The 17,768-nt window shown below is 36.6% G+C and carries 18 protein-coding genes; all 18 read right to left on the bottom strand.

What is annotated here, in order from left to right; genetic code table 11:
- Positions 1–272: NAD-dependent epimerase/dehydratase family protein (locus BUC01_RS23850; RefSeq protein ID WP_139261914.1), on the bottom strand; the 272-nt coding region annotated here is incomplete at its 3' end.
- Between the two features lie 9 nt (positions 273–281).
- Complete coding sequence (locus BUC01_RS23845) at positions 282–602, bottom strand: hypothetical protein (RefSeq protein WP_025835096.1); 321 nt, start codon at positions 600–602, stop codon at positions 282–284.
- Entirely contained in the window at positions 599–784 is a 186-nt protein-coding gene (locus tag BUC01_RS23840; protein WP_025835097.1) for a hypothetical protein, read from the bottom strand. Before BUC01_RS23840 ends, BUC01_RS23845 begins: the two co-directional genes overlap by 4 nt.
- Positions 785–903: 119 nt before the next feature.
- Positions 904–2,034: a glycosyltransferase family 4 protein gene (locus BUC01_RS23835; protein WP_025835098.1), complete on the bottom strand. Its 1,131-nt coding sequence runs from the start codon at positions 2,032–2,034 to the stop codon at positions 904–906.
- A gap of 228 nt (positions 2,035–2,262) precedes the next feature.
- Positions 2,263–3,468, bottom strand: a complete 1,206-nt coding sequence (locus BUC01_RS23830) for a CDP-glycerol glycerophosphotransferase family protein (protein ID WP_073315115.1) — start codon at positions 3,466–3,468, stop codon at positions 2,263–2,265.
- Positions 3,469–3,507: 39 nt separating this feature from the next.
- Entirely contained in the window at positions 3,508–4,230 is a 723-nt protein-coding gene (locus BUC01_RS23825) for an SDR family NAD(P)-dependent oxidoreductase (RefSeq protein WP_025835100.1), read from the bottom strand.
- Positions 4,227–5,576, bottom strand: coding sequence for a Gfo/Idh/MocA family oxidoreductase (locus tag BUC01_RS23820; RefSeq protein ID WP_073315113.1), 1,350 nt, complete (start codon positions 5,574–5,576; stop codon positions 4,227–4,229). Before BUC01_RS23820 ends, BUC01_RS23825 begins: the two co-directional genes overlap by 4 nt.
- A gap of 6 nt (positions 5,577–5,582) precedes the next feature.
- Positions 5,583–6,587, bottom strand: a complete 1,005-nt coding sequence (locus BUC01_RS23815) for a glycosyltransferase family 2 protein (protein ID WP_025835101.1) — start codon at positions 6,585–6,587, stop codon at positions 5,583–5,585.
- Positions 6,588–6,597: 10 nt separating this feature from the next.
- A complete protein-coding gene (locus tag BUC01_RS23810) occupies positions 6,598–7,659 on the bottom strand; it encodes a glycosyltransferase (protein WP_025835102.1) in 1,062 nt (353 codons plus the stop codon).
- Positions 7,660–7,697: 38 nt separating this feature from the next.
- Entirely contained in the window at positions 7,698–8,744 is a 1,047-nt protein-coding gene (locus BUC01_RS23805) for a hypothetical protein (protein WP_025835103.1), read from the bottom strand.
- A 9-nt stretch (positions 8,745–8,753) separates the two neighbouring features.
- Positions 8,754–10,289: a lipopolysaccharide biosynthesis protein gene (locus tag BUC01_RS23800; protein ID WP_025835104.1), complete on the bottom strand. Its 1,536-nt coding sequence runs from the start codon at positions 10,287–10,289 to the stop codon at positions 8,754–8,756.
- A 1-nt stretch (position 10,290) separates the two neighbouring features.
- Positions 10,291–11,676, bottom strand: a complete 1,386-nt coding sequence (gene wzy, locus BUC01_RS23795) for an O-antigen polysaccharide polymerase Wzy (RefSeq protein ID WP_034524714.1) — start codon at positions 11,674–11,676, stop codon at positions 10,291–10,293.
- Between the two features lie 2 nt (positions 11,677–11,678).
- Positions 11,679–13,220 (bottom strand): BCCT family transporter, encoded by a 1,542-nt coding sequence (locus BUC01_RS23790; RefSeq protein ID WP_025835107.1) that lies wholly within the window; start codon positions 13,218–13,220, stop codon positions 11,679–11,681.
- Positions 13,217–13,927 carry an NTP transferase domain-containing protein gene (locus BUC01_RS23785; protein WP_025835109.1) on the bottom strand — a complete coding sequence of 237 codons (711 nt, stop codon included), beginning with the start codon at positions 13,925–13,927 and terminating at the stop codon, positions 13,217–13,219. Before BUC01_RS23785 ends, BUC01_RS23790 begins: the two co-directional genes overlap by 4 nt.
- An 18-nt stretch (positions 13,928–13,945) precedes the next feature.
- Positions 13,946–15,550 carry a phosphotransferase gene (locus BUC01_RS23780; RefSeq protein ID WP_073315117.1) on the bottom strand — a complete coding sequence of 535 codons (1,605 nt, stop codon included), beginning with the start codon at positions 15,548–15,550 and terminating at the stop codon, positions 13,946–13,948.
- On the bottom strand, positions 15,550–16,263 hold the full coding sequence (locus BUC01_RS23775; protein ID WP_139261913.1) for a TorF family putative porin: 714 nt from the start codon (positions 16,261–16,263) through the stop codon (positions 15,550–15,552). The genes BUC01_RS23780 and BUC01_RS23775 overlap by 1 nt, the downstream gene beginning before the upstream one ends.
- A 296-nt stretch (positions 16,264–16,559) precedes the next feature.
- Positions 16,560–17,048, bottom strand: a complete 489-nt coding sequence (locus BUC01_RS23770) for a UpxZ family transcription anti-terminator antagonist (protein WP_025835113.1) — start codon at positions 17,046–17,048, stop codon at positions 16,560–16,562.
- A 75-nt stretch (positions 17,049–17,123) separates the two neighbouring features.
- A complete protein-coding gene (locus BUC01_RS23765) occupies positions 17,124–17,684 on the bottom strand; it encodes a UpxY family transcription antiterminator (RefSeq protein ID WP_073315111.1) in 561 nt (186 codons plus the stop codon).
- Positions 17,685–17,768 lie beyond the last annotated feature (84 nt).

Genomic DNA, 17,768 nt, shown 5'->3' with positions numbered 1-17,768 from the left:
GTCAGTCCTGTATTGATATCAAAATACACCTGTGCCTCAGATTGATTCTTTGTATCATGAGCTTTACCGGCCAGATGAATGATGGCATCAAACTGGGGTAATTGCTGCATAGGAAAAGAAGTTGTTTCAATATCTTTCCAAGCAAAAGTTTTCACCACCCCTTCCTTTTCCGGAGCAATAATGTCTAAACCATAAAGAACATGATGATTCTTTAAGGCAACAACAAGATTGGAACCCACAAAACCGTGAATTCCCGTAATTAGAATATTCATGAAAATAGTCTATAAAATATACTGACTGGAAACGTGATTATTAGTAATATACTTAATAAAATAAGTATCTTCTACAATTGAAAAGAAAATATACCAAGTAGTATTTGCATTCCTTTGATAAGTAATATATTGCATATCCTTACCATATCGTTCAAAAAAAGCGGGAGCTTTTTTCTTTAATTTAGAGTTTATGTTTCGTTGAATATCAGAGATTAAGTCCTCTACATAAGAAATAGCAAAAGGATAAGTCCCTAAGTATTCTTTTTCAATAAGCACTTCTATAAGTTCATATAAATCCTCTTCAACTTCAGGTGCAAATACAACTTTCATTTGAACAAAGCTTTTATACGAGGACGAAGTCTATCCAATAATTCTTTACCCGAGATTGCAGATTCTATATTGTTCCGTTCTTTCGTGAGAATGTTAGAATCTATTTTTGAATAAGCAGCAAAAGATTCACTTGCTTTCTGCTGTACCGGTTCTTGTTTCTTATATACTTTAGATTTACCCATATCTCAATACATTTTTTACAAAGGTAATTTCCAATATTGGATTATCCTAATAATTATTCCGTAACTTGTGATTTAAGATATAATTTTCTCACAAACTTTATATCATACGCCGCCCCAACTTAGACATACAATTTCTCTATCTCTTTCCAAACCAACCGACTATCAAAGTTTTCTATCACCCACTTACGCCCTTCACAACCATCAATAGCTTTATCCAAACGAATTTTATCAATTTTTTCCGCAATATCCTCTGCAGTGTTATTGACAAAAAAACCAGTTCTTCCATCAATAATAGAATCACAACAACCAGTGACACGCGTCGTAATGACAGGCTTTTCCATCGCCTGAGCTTCCAATACCCCGGTAGGAAAACCTTCACGATAAGAAGCAAGCACATATATATCCATCATTGAATAAAAATACTCCATGCCACCATTAATAAAACCGGTATAAATAATTCGAGAATCATTCAAAATACGTTCTTGTATGTCTTCGGGTAATGCATCACGTTTCTCAAACATACCTACAAGTAACAATTTACAATTATCAGCTAGCTGCAATTTATCGAACGCACGGACTAATTCTATAATACCTTTATCCCTGACCAAACGACCGGAATAGCCAATTACAAAATCTTCTTCCCCAATGCCATACCTCGCTTTCAAATCTGCAAGTCTTGCCGGAACAATCACAGCAGGATTAAAGTGATTCAACGTATCTATCCCATTGCAAGTACCCTTATGCCAAATCATTTGCTTCTTTGCGGGAGCCAAATGATCCTCAATGCTTTTACGAAGAACAGAAGGACTCACACATACCACTTTGGTAGAACAGAAAGAAGCCAACCTATCCACGGACATCAATATGAAACGCTTTAATCCTTTACTGGTCTCATAAACCAAGCCATGACGCACATAAATTCGGATAGGCACACGCATTAACCAACCGGCTATCATAGCTAGTAAACCTCCTTTTGGAGTATGGCCTACAACAATATCAATTTTTTGCTTCTTGACAAACTTGCAGATATTTCGGATAGAAACAAAATCCTGACTAATGCTAATATTCCGATTAACAGGAGATTCTATATATTCAAACCCCTGTTTTTGGGCATAATCTGACAAATATTCACTGGGACTACAGACCACATTCATATTGTAGCCTTTTTCCTTGAAATACTTAAACTGGTCTCCAATGAAATATGGAAGAACAAAATAAATGTTCACCACATGAAGGATATTCTTATTCACAATTCAATTGCCATATTTTATGTTTCATGCAAGCAGTTTCTCTCTATATACAATTAGCGTCTAATTTTGACATGTCTTATAATGAAACCCGCATTTAAGCGGCTTCATTATAAAAATTGTCAAAATCAAGATTGTTTTTTTAATGTCTATTATTGGTTATTCCAATGGTCATCGGCAATAAATTTTCATAATAGGTATAATCAAACACTATCTGTTTGAAGAATTCCTTCACATATGTCGTTTGGGGACGCTAACAAATAATCCTATTTCCTTTGCTATAATATCTATTGACAGTTTAGTAGCCAGACCATATGCTGTCACATATTTTTTTTGAAAAACATTAGATTTTTCCTGTGCTTCAAAATCATTTCCTTTCGTTAACATTGATAATAAATCTACTTCATTATCTGTAGCAGAAATATAATCGCGTATATCAAAATACATTCCCCGTTCGCTTGCATAACGCTCATAATCATATGCAAAACAATACATAGGTTTATGCATCACTGAATAGTCAAAGAAAATGCTTGAATAGTCAGACACAAGCATATCAGAAACAATCATCAAATCCTCCAATTGAGGATATGCAGACATCTCTCGCACAAAATCATCATCAGTTATTTCCATACTTTTGGCTACCTCATAGTGCGCTCTAAACAACAAGACATAATCCATTCCAAGACGCTCTTTCCAATATTCCAAATTTATTGGAACGGTAAGTTTACATTCCAAGTCCTCTGTCTTTTCATACTCTCGGAATGTGGGTGCATAAAGAATAACTTTTTTCCCAACAGGGATGCCTAGTTTCTCTCTCAACTCCAATTGATACTTATTTGTATATTGTATCAAAATGTCATTACGAGGTAAACCAATTAAACGGATTTTCTCCCGTTCTATAGTAAATACCCGAGAAAATATATCCGCTTCATACTCCCCCTGTACCAAGAATACATCACAGCGGTTTTTAGTTTTCCCCTTAAACGATTGATTATCAGCAGAAATATCCGCACCCATCTTTTTTAAAGGAGTGCCGTGCCAAGTATTAAAATAAAAAGTGTTTTTCCCTTTAAAAGACAGACCTCGCTCAATGGAACTGTTCGTAATCCATACTCTTGCCTTCAAAGCGGTCACATAATAGTTTAACGTGTCGCACTTTATTTTTCTATCCTCACTTAATTCCACTTCATCGGGATTAGTGAAAGCCCATATTAATTTATAATCACCAAATCGCTTATCTTTAAGCATCAATTCATAAAGAGTCTTTGGGCTATCATCAAATTTTCTTCCACCAAAAGACGAAAAGAGTATCAACTTATCATCAGGTTTGATGAAAAACTTTAATAGACGTAAAAATAATGTTCCTACTACATAGTAGACACTATAAACTACAAAAGAATACTTTACAATATAGAATAATCGTCTTTTTATACTCATCAGAATAGTTTCAACTTATACATAGTAATAAACAGCTATTTATGTATATGAATATCCCCCACTTATTTCTATTACACTACCATTCAAGAATGCATTATGAATACAAAATTTAACGGCATCAGCAATTTCTTCCACATCTGCAAATCTTTTTATTGCGGTTTTTCCGTAAATACTATTTCTTATATACTGTGGCTTACCTTTCTGCCATTCTGTTTCCACAAATCCCGGAGCAATTACATTGACAGTGGTTCCTGTATCTTCGAATGATTTTACTAAATTTTTAGCTAAAGCGTGAAGTGCACTTTTCGTTACGCCATAAGCCAAAGAAGTACTATGTGGGTGTATCGCCATAAGCGAACCTATAAAAATAATTCTAGAACTATGCGGAATTAAAGAATATAAATCACGTATCAAATATACGTTACTATTTACATTTACCAGCATAGTATTCTCCCAGTCTTCATTACTGGTTTCCAGCAATGACTTTCGCAATGTGGCACCAGCATTGCAAACCAAACAATCCACTGATTTCTTAGTTGTTAATATGTGATTGACAAAAGCCTGCATTTCCAACTTTGAACTCTGGTCTGCCTTTACGATTTCATAATTCTCTGATATACTATTTAAACTCTCTCGACATGATTCAGCCGCCAAACTATTTTGCGCATAAGTGATTGTTACAAAGAAATCCTCCTGTAAAAGCATCTTCGATATGGCCAATCCTATACCTTTCGTGCCACCTGTTACTATCGCATTCTTCATATTTCTATAAAATTTTTTCGTTCCATAAACTGTTGCATAATGTCAGCCATACAGATACTTTCTCTTCTTCTCAACCGAGTTGAAGAGAAACGCCGGTTGAGAATACAAGAAATAAACTCCTGTATCTCATAACGCAGGCCAGCACCATCCCATTTATAGAAAAATTTTTTATTTTCATTCTGATCTTCGTAACGAATCTCAAAATAATCAGTCTTCCACCAAGGACTGGGAACATATACATATCCTTTGGTGCCAGAAACAACCAAATTACCTTCTGTCTTTACTCCCAATCCTACTTTAAAAGAGCAAACTGCCTTAGGATAACGAAAAACACCTTTAGTATAGATGTCAATGCCGTCTTCCATCCGTGAATAAAGATTCAAGTTCTGATAATCAACGCCTAAAAGTTTGATAATCGGAAGCAGTGGATAACTTCCTAATTCATATAAAGAACCTCCGGCCTGTTGGGGATCAAATTCTCGAAGTGACATGTCATCATCCCATAGTTTAGAGAGTGAGGCCTCCACATCCACAACTTCTCCAATAATACCAGATTTAATCATTACCATTAAATGATTGAACGCCGGACAATGAGCAGTTTTATTTGCTTCCATCAAAATGACACCTTTTCGCTCTGCCATTCCAAACAATTCTCTTGCTTGTACTCCATTAAGTACCATGGGAGTTTCAATCAAAACATGCTTACCTGCTTCAATAGCCTGTTTCACATATCTATAATGTGAGAGATGTGGCGTTGCAATATATACTGCGTCTACCGAATCATACAATTCTCCAATATTAGTATATGCAGTAATATTATCATCACCAGTTGATAAAGAGCGTGAGGCTTCAAAATTTATGTCATAAGCCCCAATCACTTTAACACCGCTCACAACAATAGCCTCAGAAGGAAAACGACTTGCCACGCGTCCACATCCGATAATACCGACTTTTACATCAATAGTGGATTCTGCACGAAGCATGGTACTACTAATACCCTCTGTACGAGGAAGATAAATTACTTTAGTAAATTCATTCAAATAATCAAATTTTCCTTCCCAATCCGATCCTATAGCAAAAATGTCCACATTATATTTCTGAATATCATCTATTTTCTGACCAATATAGTCCTCTATGATGACTTCATCTGCATATCCTGTAGCCTTGACCGCCTCAACACGTTCCAGCACATTATTACGCACATTGAGTTTCCCTCTCCCCCGATCAAAACTGTCACTTGTAACTCCTACGATAAGATAATCACCAAGCTCCTTCGCTTTACGCAGTAGGTTTATGTGACCTTGGTGCAGAAGATCGTACGTTCCGTATGTTATTACTTTTATCATCTGTACTTAGATTTTAGAATACAGATACATCAAAAATATGATTTGATGTCTTAATGAAAACAGCATAAGATTTAATGTTATAGAGCCTTTAAAACGAGCCTTTCGTATAGACTCTTTATATATAGGAGTTTCAAGGATATTCTTAATTCTGCGACAGGTTTTCCAATATCCTTCTTTTCCGTAAAATTGTGTTTTACACACATTAAATAAGGAGTGGCACGTAGCACGGTACATTTGTTCCATCAACCCATATTGATTCATATCAAGAGCATTGCAAAGATGTCTGTGAATTATTTCGGGACCATCTTTTCTTAATGGTTTCTTCGTTTTTGTCATCGAAGTTCCAATTTGTCTATAATGGTAGCCATTAGACTCACATACATATATAGATTGAGAATTGAAAACAGTAGGTATTGTGCAAGCACGATCTTCTCCCATATTCACAACAACATCTACCAGTAGTTGTTGTTTTTGATATATCTCTCTACGAAAGGCTTTGGCCCATAATTGACCTTGAAATCCATTTTTACCATTCCTTGTGTGAATTAAAGCAGGAAATATATCTGTTTCCATCTTTGTCCTGTTGTAGTAACCTGCAGAGAGATTACAAGGTTTTATTATTTCTTTTTCATCCCAGGAGTATTTGCTTCCACAAACAATTACATCTGGATTATAGGTCTTAGCTGCAGCAGCGAAAGTTTCTATATAGTCGTTATCTACCCAGTCATCCCCATCAACGCACACAACGAACTCGCCTTTAGAAACAGCTACACCGGCCTGTCTTGCACTAACAAGTCCCCCATTTGATTTGTGAACAACTATGATTCGTTTATCAATATTTGCATACTGATCGCACATTTCAGCACATTTGTCCTCAGAGCCATCGTCAACAAGTATAATTTCGATATTAGTATATGATTGGCATAATAAGCTATCTACACATTTAGGTAAATAATACTCTACCCCATAAATGGGTACTATAATACTGAATAATAATTCATTTTGTAACATAGTATCCTACCTATTCTAATTCCACAATTTTCAAAAATCGTTTAAAACGATAGTTAGGTGAAAAACGTTCTCTTGTAACCTTTAACGTTTGTTTCCAATCGTTAATAATAGTTGGATTATCAAGAACTGATTTCATAGCAGAATATATAGATTCTTCATCCATTCCAAAAAGCAAGCCACACTCAGACTCTTTTATCATTTCTTCTCCTCCACTACAATTTGTCGTCAAAACTGGAACCTCTTGCATTATAGCCTCGGTACAGGCTGTACTATACCCTTCTACTGTGGATGAGCATATATATACATCTGCTTTCGATACAAATGCATGAGGATTTAATTGTTGTCCCCAAAACGTTACAAATTTCTCAATCTGCAATTTTTTCGCTTTCTCTATTAAATTTCTCAAAATAGGACCATCACCAACTAACCACAAATGAAAAATATATCCATCTTGCTTCAAACGTGAAACACACTGCAATAAGTTATCATATCCCTTTTCCGGACTCATCCTTGCAACAGATACAAAAAGAGTGCAAACAGGTCTTTGTTGCGGTATCGGTTGTCTACCTTGCTCTCTCACTGAGTTGTTGTCAATAGGATTATAATTGTAATCAACATTAATGGTGGGTAACTCTTTCCTTAATCTTCCTGCATTACATTGAGAAACACAGACTACGTTTCCTATTTTTTCGTATTCTCGCTTATATAATAATCCTTCATCATAGCAATGCATCCAAGCAATAGACTTGTGTTTGGTATTTACACCGCTGGAAACTATACGCATGGAATGGCCATACTGAAAAGCAATGTTCACATCATATTTGTCAGAAATCCAAATGTTATACATCAATTTGGATGGAATTTTAGACACAATCTTCGTAAACCCTCTAAAATAGGTACGAAATACGGGTTTAACTACAACTTGTTTGTCCAAATAACGAAAACATTCCTTATCAAATTTAAAGATAGGGATCAGAGTAATTTCCACATCATTTCGTTTGGCAAGTTCATTTGCAATTGCCATTGCAGATCTGTTAACCCCATCTTGTAATTGAAAGTGATTATACATCATGCAAATTTTCTTTTTTCTCATGATTCAATATGCACAGATTAGAAACGTTTGTTACTGTTGGGGGTAACACCCTTTATTGCTAAATTCTTGACAGCTTCAAAATCATACAGGTATTCAGACAAGCACCTCTCAATATATCTTATATCCTCTTGATGCTTATATGAAGCAAACATATTTGTATTATAGAAAGACCTTCGTGGATTCATACCCTTAAACTGATTCTCATGATCTGCCGGACTAATACCAATAAAAGATTCAATCACAGAAACGGTTTCATCATATTTATAAATCAAATCCTCAAAATGTATATGAAGTACCTTCGTTCTATCAACTTCTTGACCTTTTGCACAACCGTGCGTAAAAGCATACCATTTACAAAAATCTTCAACATTTGAAGGAACAATTCCGCTCTTCCATACTGTTTTAGCTACAACAAAAATGTCCCTTGGATCTCTGTCTACAACGATTGTTCTTATACTTTCATCAAAATAGCGAAGACATTTATTGATATTACTTGACGGCGTCAACTGATCCATCAACAGATAGTCATAATCTTCCGGATTCGCAGCTTCTATTATGCTTTGAATATATTTCCTCGTTAATTCCAAGAATCTGTTTTCAGTTGGATGAGAACAATAAGTAATTTCATTCGGCATCTTCTTATATGGCAGATGCAGCCTGCACATAATCTTACCGATAATACTTTTCACATAATAATATATTACTCCCTTTTCGTAAAGATCCATAAACCAATATCCCTTATATTTATAATCGGTTAATGCATCTACATAATCTTTAGTTAAGTCTAAATAGGATCTGCCTAAAAAACGCGAATAACGCTTGTCGAAGTTATTGCCAGCATTAAACTTGGATAAATTCCAAAAGCGTTTTAATGCATGGCCTGAATTATGTCGATTGGGATTTTGGACAAGATGATACTCTAAATCCATAAGTCCATCAATATCTTGAATAAAACGGAATTCGTAGTTTGTTAATGACTTCACGTGTTTATATTCACCAATCAAGTCAATTATGGCACTAGAACCGCTACCATAGTAGCTCGCACATGATATAAGTCTTTTCATTTATAATTCTTATTTAATTTTCAAAACTTTCTTTATCAAACCAACTGTTTCCAAAAATTCTTCACTTTTAAAAGAAAACAAAACAGGTGTAAATATCCCCACAACTAATGCAATCATACCCTTCAGAATAATACAAAGTACTGATGGCTGCATCTTAATGAATTCACATAACCAAATAGTAAAGACAACAGAAAGGGTTATCTTTATTATTTCTTTACAAATAAATAATAAATACGACTTTGCCTCCATATCAAGAGCCCTCTTGTTGACAACAATTCCTTTTCGAATTAAAGTAAAAACGACTAATGGTATAAGAAGACCAACAAATATGCCCGTCATACCCAACAATATTCCACCAACATAACCAAGCACTATTGCTGTGATAGCCTGTAGAATCATCCATTTTACATCCAGATTATGTAAACCCATGGCATTCTGTATGCTGATAACAGGAATATTTAGTAGGTAAACCATCATATTGACTGTTAATATTAATACACTCATAAATTCAAGAACAAAGTGATCACCAAATACAAGGTATATGAAATCTTGAATACATGCTATAAATCCTGCACACATAATGGCGGCGATCCAGTTCATAATGAATGCTGATTTAAAATAGATTCTACGTTTGTGCTCAGATGTACCATCAACTGAAAGATTACCAAAACTTGTTGTAAAAGCACCTCCAAATTGTGCGTAAATCATTTCGACCATACTTATCACAAGTTGGTAATTTCCATAGTAGCCTACTATAGCTACATTTCCCAGGAGAATACTGATGAGAATACCTTTGGATGCATTCTGTACAGTATTCGCAACCTGAAACACCATCAGGGGTTTAACCGTATTAAAAATAGCAAGCTTCTTTTGGAAAGGCAATTCTTGCAACATTCCATCATTCAAATAAGGGTGATATTTGTTAATATAATGAATTGCAACAAAATTAGAAGCTAGTTTTTCAATAATTGTAATGATAAGAAATGTAATATACTGATGCCATACAAGTAAAAACACAATCTGAAGTGAACGAAATAAGACTTCACAGATTGCTGTAATGCCTATACTGATTCTATTCTTCTGTTCTGCAAAAAGGATGCTTCGTTTATACTGAGTCAAATAATTAAATGCAAAAGAAAGTGCAAATAGTAAAAAATAGATTCTTACAGTATTGAGCGGAAGTGATGACGTAACAAGCTTATTTATCAGGAATATACTTACAAGAATACTTACTGTTGTAAAAGCTATTGCAAGGTATAAATATACCTTCTTATAAAAGCCCATTATCCCCTTTATTTCCTCAATGTCGTGGTTCTTGATTGGTGCATAAAGATGGATAATCATTGCAGAACTGATTCCCATCTCCATTAAAAGCATAACACTTGTAATGCTTTGAAATAGATTATGCAATCCGTTAATTTCTTCTCCCAGTTCACGCACAAGAACGATGCGTACAAAGAAATTTAGAAATACAGTTACGGTACTGCAAAGTATACCATAGATACTATTTGAAATCGAATTATATGTTCTTGATCTTGTATCCATATTATACCCTTTTCTTTGTGAAAATAGTGATATAAAATTGCATAAATACCACACAATACACTATGGCTTTCCATAAATAATATGAATCTCTACGTGGCAATGTTATCCACATAAAAAGCAAAACACAAACTTCATACAAATAGAAATCTTTTGATACATTTTTAAAACTAGCATTACCTAAATAATGAAATATTATTAAGCAGATAAAGAATATAGATATTAATCCATACCATCCAAAATTATAATATGCATCAGCATTCAAAGACCATCCAAATCCGAAACTGTCAAAATTTAAATATAGAGATTGGAAATCTTCAAAGCTGCGCGACATTCCATTAATAGTTTTTACAGTTCCTGTAGGATCTAAAAAAGTCGGAATACACCCTCCTATAAATGATAGCAGATACTCATAACCATATTGAATTGATACAGTACTCGGACAAATCTCCATTATATTAAGTAGTGGAACAACACTAAAACCTAATTCAGAAACCACGTCTACAACAAGAGAATTCTCAAAATTTGCATCGGAAATTGACGCATTACTTCTATAGCTACCAGCAATCCTAATCATCAATAACAATAAGAATGCCGCTACAATTAGTTTAATAAAGGCACTTTTTGTCTTCCCTTGACTTGAAGAAAACTTGTAGTTCAAAAAAAAGACAAGTAATAAGCCACTGAGACCTGTGGTTCTATCTCCACACATTGACGTCAATAGTAACCAAATGATAAAAAACATTCTCGTAACTTTGACTTTCTTTTCCGAACAGTATATAAGCGATAAAAATGCAAAAAGAGGAAATAGATATTCAACAAAACTAATTATTTGTGGGATGCCTCCTTCTAAACTTCTTACTGCTTGATATCCTCCTTTCAATGAAACTCCGAATTTCACAATAATCAAAGGAATTGCGACAGCCCCCATTATCCAAAAACTTTTATAAGCCAGTATAGCAATCGAGTTCCTATCTAAATAGTCTATCTTAGATATCCGTCTTGCATCGTTAGACTTGCGGGATTTAATAAAATATGCATAAGCAGCTATCACATTACTAATAGAGGAAAAAATGGAAGCCTCTACTATTCTGGCACCAAACTTATTAATATAGAAAGTATTAAAATCCACACTTAAACTATAAAGTAAGATTTGACCGTTTTGGAATAGATAGAATGAACTTAAAAATATTAATCCCGGTGTCAGTAGAGTGGAAGTATATGCATACGTACTTCTTATCAGAAGAATTAATAGAGTTAGTGAACTAACCACACTTATTCTAATAACAAATTCATCAGACATACCCTTCAATATGTTTAGCAGAAAAAAAACATATAATAGGATTATGAATCCCCAGAATAGTATGTGCTTTTTTTTAGAATTTACCATTTTCACAAATTCCGATCCTTTTCCTCCTCCAAATACCTTCCCGCATCCTTCAAAAAACTCACAATTATCAGCACCATAACAATCCCCAATGGGAATGCCGCAACAATACTTACAGTCTGGAGATTACTCATCGAACTGTCTGCAAAGACAAGCGCAATAGGCAACAATATAAGTAATACACACCACAACAATTGGATAAGTTTATGGGGAGATTCTCCTTTATTCAATTTCCGATAGCTGTAACAGGATGCTGTCAAAGCTATCGAATCAAACGATGTGGCATAAAAGGCAATCATTGTTAACACAACTAAAATCAACACAAAGGGAACACAAGGAATAGTGTCTATAATAGAAATGATAAGACCATATAAATCTCCTGTTTGCTGATATAGGGAAATAAAGTCTGCCATTCCTGTCACCTGCAATCCCATAGAATAGTTACCAAGAACGACAAAACTTATAATAGTTGACCCAACACCGAAAAGATAGCCACCAAAGATTATCTGGCGGATTGTCCGACCACGGGAAATACTGCCGATGAAAAATGGAGCGGCAACACACCACACCATCCAGTAAGCCCAATAATAGATAGTCCAATCCTGGGGAAAATTCGTGGTACGCAGCGGGTCTGTATAAGTGGACATTTCGATAAAATTTTGAACAACACGTCCAAGCGATTCCACTCCTGTATCAATGATATATCCCGTACGACCGCCAAAGAGAAGGACATAAAGCAAAAGACCAAAAAACATATAAATACAAACTTTTGCCAATATACTGATACCTTTAAAACCATGCAGCAATGCATAAGTGTAACACATGCACGTAAGAAGTAATATGATGATTGTACACAGACTACGGCTTATGTCGATGCCGAGAAGTTCATTGATGATGCTTGCCATCAGCGGTGTGGCCACACTGAAGGTCGTTGCTGTTCCTGCAAGCAAAGCAAAAACCGCAAGGAGATCAATTATACGTCCCCAAATGCCATCAGTATATTTTCCCAATATTGGACGACAGGCTTCGGAAAATTTCTGCCTTTCTCGTTTACGTACATGGAGCATAAAGCCAAAAGAGACAGCAAGCACGAGATAAAAGCTCCAGGGAATAAAGCTCCAATGATAGATAGGGAATACTCCTGCCCAATCCTGAAAATTTCCCAACTCTGCAATGTGGGGACTATCGGCATACATCACCCATTCTGCAAAGGAATAAAACAATATGTCAGCGGCCAATCCACAAGTGAACATCATTGCTCCCCATGAGAAAAACGAGAATTTCGGCTTCTCTTCCCTCCCTCCCAATACTATGTTTCCATATTTGGAAAGAGCTATAAACAAAGAAATCAGGAAAAAGCCTAAACCTATTATCAGGTAATAAGTTCCGAAAGTGTCTCCGAAGAAAAAGCGAATTTGACCCAGAATTTCATTTGACTGTTCAGGCTTTAAAAAGAACAACACACACAACGCCACTATCACCCCAAAAGGAAGAAAGGTAATCATCCAGTCCACGCTGCCGTTTTTGATTTGCAAACTATTTTTCATATTTTCAATTTGTAGTGTGTATCAATTACTGCCAACTCTTCAAGACTGTCTATCTCTACGATATCCCCTGCCTGCATTTCATATATACCCAGACGATATTGGTCCGGATAACAGAACAGGGCTATGTCATCCCAGAATATCTGACGGTTATGTTTTTCCTCAAACTCAAATTCCAAATGCCGCTTCAGCCGTTGTCCATCTTCCGCTGTCCATCTGGATACACTGAACAATTGCCAACCTTTCTCACCTCCGCTTCTGCTGCATGAGCAGACAACACCTTCTTTCACAGACAACAACCATTCTCGGGTATGCTTCTCTGTCCAAACACAGTTATATCCGGAACATTCAAAATGAGGAGAAAGAATATCCGAGTTATAAATCACCTGATCCCCATCTAATATGATAACATCTTTCAAATATTCCCGCGCCACATATAAAGAAGAGATATTATTACAGGTGTCATAATACGGGTTACAAATAATCTTGAGACCGGGATATTCTTCCTCAAGACAAGCAAACTTCTCCTGCAAATAACCTGCAACTACATAAATCTCAGTGATATTGTTTTTTCGGAGACTTCTGATAATGGTATCAATCATACGAACTCCGTTCACCTCAACCAAAGGTTTAGGAATCTGCAAGGTTACAGGATGCAGTCGTTTTCCTAAACCAGCCGCCATAACAATGGCCCGTTTTACTTCATACATAAAAATTAAAGTTTACTATTAAATGGATGGAGGAACAAGTCGGTCCAGATTACTTATAGCACGATTATATCGGTCTATTCCATACGTCCCGAAATCATCCCCTTGAGCTTCCTTGATGCAAGTCCAAATACTCCATAAGAAATCCATTAATATCTGATAGATTAGAATCTTCTCAATCAACACATCATTGACGGAACCTCCCAGATAATGCTCCAACAGAAGCGTCTTATTGGTTTCAGTAAAATTAGATTCAAGGAATAAAGCTGCAAAATCCCACATGGGATCATTCATTCCCGAATACTCCCAGTCTATCAGAAATATTTTGCCACGGATGTCTTTAATGAAATTTTCCGCCACTAAATCATTATGGCACGGTCTCAGTTCCACTCCCAACACATTCAAGCGTTCTTGCAAACAGAATATCCTATTCCTGTACTTTTCATAACCGTCATACATCTTAACACCTGTTTTATCAAGAAGATTTTCGTAGGATATAATTTCACGAAAGACATTGAAATCATTGTTCAAGCGTACGGAAGAGCCATGAAGGGTACGAAAGATGTCGGCTATCTGAAGTATATGTTCATAACGTTGAATGGTAGCAGGAGTCAAAGTTTCCGCACCGTCAATGAAACGAGTCAATTTTATGCCGGTTTTTTCATTGAAATATAAAATTTCCGGACTGACACCCATACGGTATGTAAGAAGTGTGTTCACCTCTTCATTACCACGTTCGACCATCCCCGCCGTTCCATTACCAGGAATCCTGAGCACATAATTGTTACCATCAAAAGATATCTTGAAATTTCGGTTGGTCATACCACCAATTTGTTCTACCGACAAGGTTGATTCAAAATCTTGTTCAGGAAATATAGTTCTCATGTGAGATATTATATTCTGATAGTCAAAAGGATCTTCCTTACGACGCAATCTAGGATAAAAAACATCTTTCAAATAAACAAAGTCAACCGCATTATCCACCTCGCACCAAACAAGGTCAGCCACTTTAATGTACTGCCGCTCATATTTCTCTGTGCAGTCCAAAAAAAGATACTCGTAATTTAATTTCAAATTCGAATTAAACTCCCATTTCACTAGCATCTTCTTATACGTTTCCAGAGAGATTTTAGAAATGCCAACCATCTCACCATCTATCCTATTCAACTGATGAATATCTTTAGATATCTTCACTACAAAATCACCGTCAGTTTCTACTAATGCCTCATCTCCGTTTCCACATTCGTTGACTAAAGTAAGACAATTTTTTTTTGAAGTGGTAGCTAATTGTTTCAGCAACCGTTTTTCGCATAACACATCACTCTCTATCAAAAGAAAGTCTTCTTTTACATAAGGAGCCGCTAAAGCCAGCGAAGCCATGGAAGAGGTATAGACATATCTTCCGTTGTTCACGAGTTGAACACCTTTCCCTTTGAAGGGAGCAAACAGTTCCGCACAAAAACCTGTCACCACAATAATAGTTTCAAACTCCATCTCTTGTAGTAAGGAAACAGTACGGTGAAGCAAACTTTCCTGCTTTTTTTCACCGACATTATAACATTGCAACGGATAAGGAATGGTCGTATCCCGTTCCTTTCGGGCTGCTAGAATAACAGCTGTCTTCATCAAAAATTAAAGTAAAACGAGAAAGTAAAATAAGACTTTTCTTTATAAGGATTTAGAATATAAGAAGCACTGACAGGAAGTTTGAATTTTCCAAATGTAAAACTAGTGGTGTATTTCAGTGTTATGTTCACCACGTTAAATCCTTTTTCATAGTCCGTATAAAAACCTTTGTTCAAATTTGCACCGACAGCAAGCGACAAAGCATTATTATCATCAAAAGCATGAGTGTAACCCGCCTCTGCATACGAAGAAAACGCCTGTCCTCCATTGAGTTTCTTATCTGCTCCAAAGACATACGTTGATAAAGTCAGCCATAAGGGTACCTTGAATGGAGTCAACGTCAAGTAAGCCTCTACACTATGACCGGTTGTACGGTTACTCAACAGAAAATAAGAATCCTTTTCACCCACAGCAGAGGGATAATAATAATCAGAAAGACCAAAAGTGAATTTTTCATGGCTGTAACTCAAGCCTAAATCCACCTCCTGATGACTACCGTTAATCGCATATGCTCCCAAAGCATATGCACTAAAACCTTTATAACTATAACTCAGCATCGGGAAAGCCACCGGAGCGGTACCATACTCAATACCCCTCCACATATACTTACTGGAAAGTTCCAAAGCAAACGAAAAAGGGGATTGTTTTTCTTGAGAATGTAATGAAAAGAACGATAGGGCAATGCCCAACAAAACAAAAAAAATACGTTTCATGATATGTAAGTTAGCGTCTAATTTTGACATATCATATAGAAAAACTCATCCATAGGAGTTTTTTCTTTTATAATTCAAAAATCAGACAGTTTAGTCAATATTAACTCCGATAGCCATGGACGGCATATTCTTACACCACCAGTTTCCATCTGCTAAACCACTTTCAAAGCAACCACCTCACAACCTCAGCATATCAGCTATTGAGATAAAGACGGCGTCAGACAGCCCTATAGTTGAAATTTTGATTGTATTCATGCTATCATTTTGATTTAAATCTTCTACCTCTTCAATACCAACTAGTCCTTCATTTCTTCCCAAGGGTAGGGATTATCAATCACATTCTGAAACTCCTTAATAGCTTCCTGTTGTTCAGTAGTGAGTGATACTGAATCCCAGGAAGCAATAATAGCACGACCTTCATCAGCCAAAGGCTCGTCAAACACTTCACCATAGCAGGCAGTAAGCAGACGAAGTTTTAATAGTGAAGCAGGAAGAGCGTCAAGGATATCCCAACAACGGTCCAACACTTCCTGAACATGTTTCTGTTTCTCACCGTGGTCAATAAACGAGGCACTATAACCCATTAGCAATGCAAGGCAGACATTCGCCTGTTCTTCAATGGTAGAACCTTTGACACCGGAATCATACAAAGCCGTAGTCAGGCGGTAGACCTCACCGTTACGACGGGACAAGTCATCGCTATAGATGGGACTCCCGTCAACGCCCAAATACATCAGCTCATGCGCTGCACGCTGAAGGGCAGCTGTTTCTACAGAAAGAGACATAATTATTTTTATTTATGATTTCAGATTTATGATTTATCAACTGTCAACGAGCAATCATTGATTATCAACAGCCAATTATTTGATTACTTCGATCAGGTCCGGATGGATGGTGGCCATGGCTACGGCAATGACGCCTTGTATCTCGACAACCACACGGCGGTCACGGGCGCCCTTCACCTTCAGGAAAACACCCTCCTGCCCCGCAAAGTCACCACCGATGACACGGACTTTCGTGCCCTTCGACAGGTTCAGTTCATCAGGCTGGAAATACAGGAGATGGTCGTTATAGGTACCCGCTACGGCAATGAAACGTTGCATCTCACTATCCGGGATAATAATCTTCTGCCCGCTGCGGGTATCGGTGATGTATTGCAGGTAACTGACACGAGACTTCACACGTTTCACATCCGAAGGACGGGCATGGACAAATAGCAGATTATGGACGACAGGAACCAAAGCACGGACTTTCCTGCCCTTCTTCAGGCTAATCTTGTATTGCATGGGGACGAAACAGCCCAGATTCTCCTTTTCAAGAAGACGCATGGCGTCAGGCTCACGGCGGTAGGTGGCACGCATAGCATACCAGATTTCAGACTCTTTTTCTGTCTCTTTTTCAGTATCTTTCTCCGTTTCCATTCTATGTCCTGTTCAGAAAAGGGTGTTCCTCCGGGGCTTTGACACCCTTGCATACACCTGAGTTTCAATCAATTGCGAACACTT

Origin of the sequence: Bacteroides stercorirosoris (genome assembly GCF_900142015.1) — a bacterium.
Classification (GTDB): domain Bacteria; phylum Bacteroidota; class Bacteroidia; order Bacteroidales; family Bacteroidaceae; genus Bacteroides; species Bacteroides stercorirosoris.
The sequence above is the reverse complement of the archived record's forward strand: the minus strand, read 5'-3'. Positions and strand labels throughout refer to the sequence as shown.

Coding starts and splice junctions, on each gene's coding strand:
- BUC01_RS23845 (WP_025835096.1), bottom strand. CDS start 602: ATGAAAGTTGTATTTGCACCTGAAGTTGAAGAGGATTTATATGAACTT.
- BUC01_RS23840 (WP_025835097.1), bottom strand. CDS start 784: ATGGGTAAATCTAAAGTATATAAGAAACAAGAACCGGTACAGCAGAAA.
- BUC01_RS23830 (WP_073315115.1), bottom strand. CDS start 3,468: ATGAGTATAAAAAGACGATTATTCTATATTGTAAAGTATTCTTTTGTA.
- BUC01_RS23825 (WP_025835100.1), bottom strand. CDS start 4,230: ATGAAGAATGCGATAGTAACAGGTGGCACGAAAGGTATAGGATTGGCC.
- BUC01_RS23820 (WP_073315113.1), bottom strand. CDS start 5,576: ATGATAAAAGTAATAACATACGGAACGTACGATCTTCTGCACCAAGGT.
- BUC01_RS23815 (WP_025835101.1), bottom strand. CDS start 6,587: ATGTTACAAAATGAATTATTATTCAGTATTATAGTACCCATTTATGGG.
- BUC01_RS23810 (WP_025835102.1), bottom strand. CDS start 7,659: ATGATGTATAATCACTTTCAATTACAAGATGGGGTTAACAGATCTGCA.
- BUC01_RS23805 (WP_025835103.1), bottom strand. CDS start 8,744: ATGAAAAGACTTATATCATGTGCGAGCTACTATGGTAGCGGTTCTAGT.
- BUC01_RS23800 (WP_025835104.1), bottom strand. CDS start 10,289: ATGGATACAAGATCAAGAACATATAATTCGATTTCAAATAGTATCTAT.
- wzy (WP_034524714.1), bottom strand. CDS start 11,676: ATGGTAAATTCTAAAAAAAAGCACATACTATTCTGGGGATTCATAATC.
- BUC01_RS23790 (WP_025835107.1), bottom strand. CDS start 13,220: ATGAAAAATAGTTTGCAAATCAAAAACGGCAGCGTGGACTGGATGATT.
- BUC01_RS23785 (WP_025835109.1), bottom strand. CDS start 13,927: ATGTATGAAGTAAAACGGGCCATTGTTATGGCGGCTGGTTTAGGAAAA.
- BUC01_RS23780 (WP_073315117.1), bottom strand. CDS start 15,550: ATGAAGACAGCTGTTATTCTAGCAGCCCGAAAGGAACGGGATACGACC.
- BUC01_RS23775 (WP_139261913.1), bottom strand. CDS start 16,263: ATGAAACGTATTTTTTTTGTTTTGTTGGGCATTGCCCTATCGTTCTTT.
- BUC01_RS23770 (WP_025835113.1), bottom strand. CDS start 17,048: ATGTCTCTTTCTGTAGAAACAGCTGCCCTTCAGCGTGCAGCGCATGAG.
- BUC01_RS23765 (WP_073315111.1), bottom strand. CDS start 17,684: ATGGAAACGGAGAAAGATACTGAAAAAGAGACAGAAAAAGAGTCTGAA.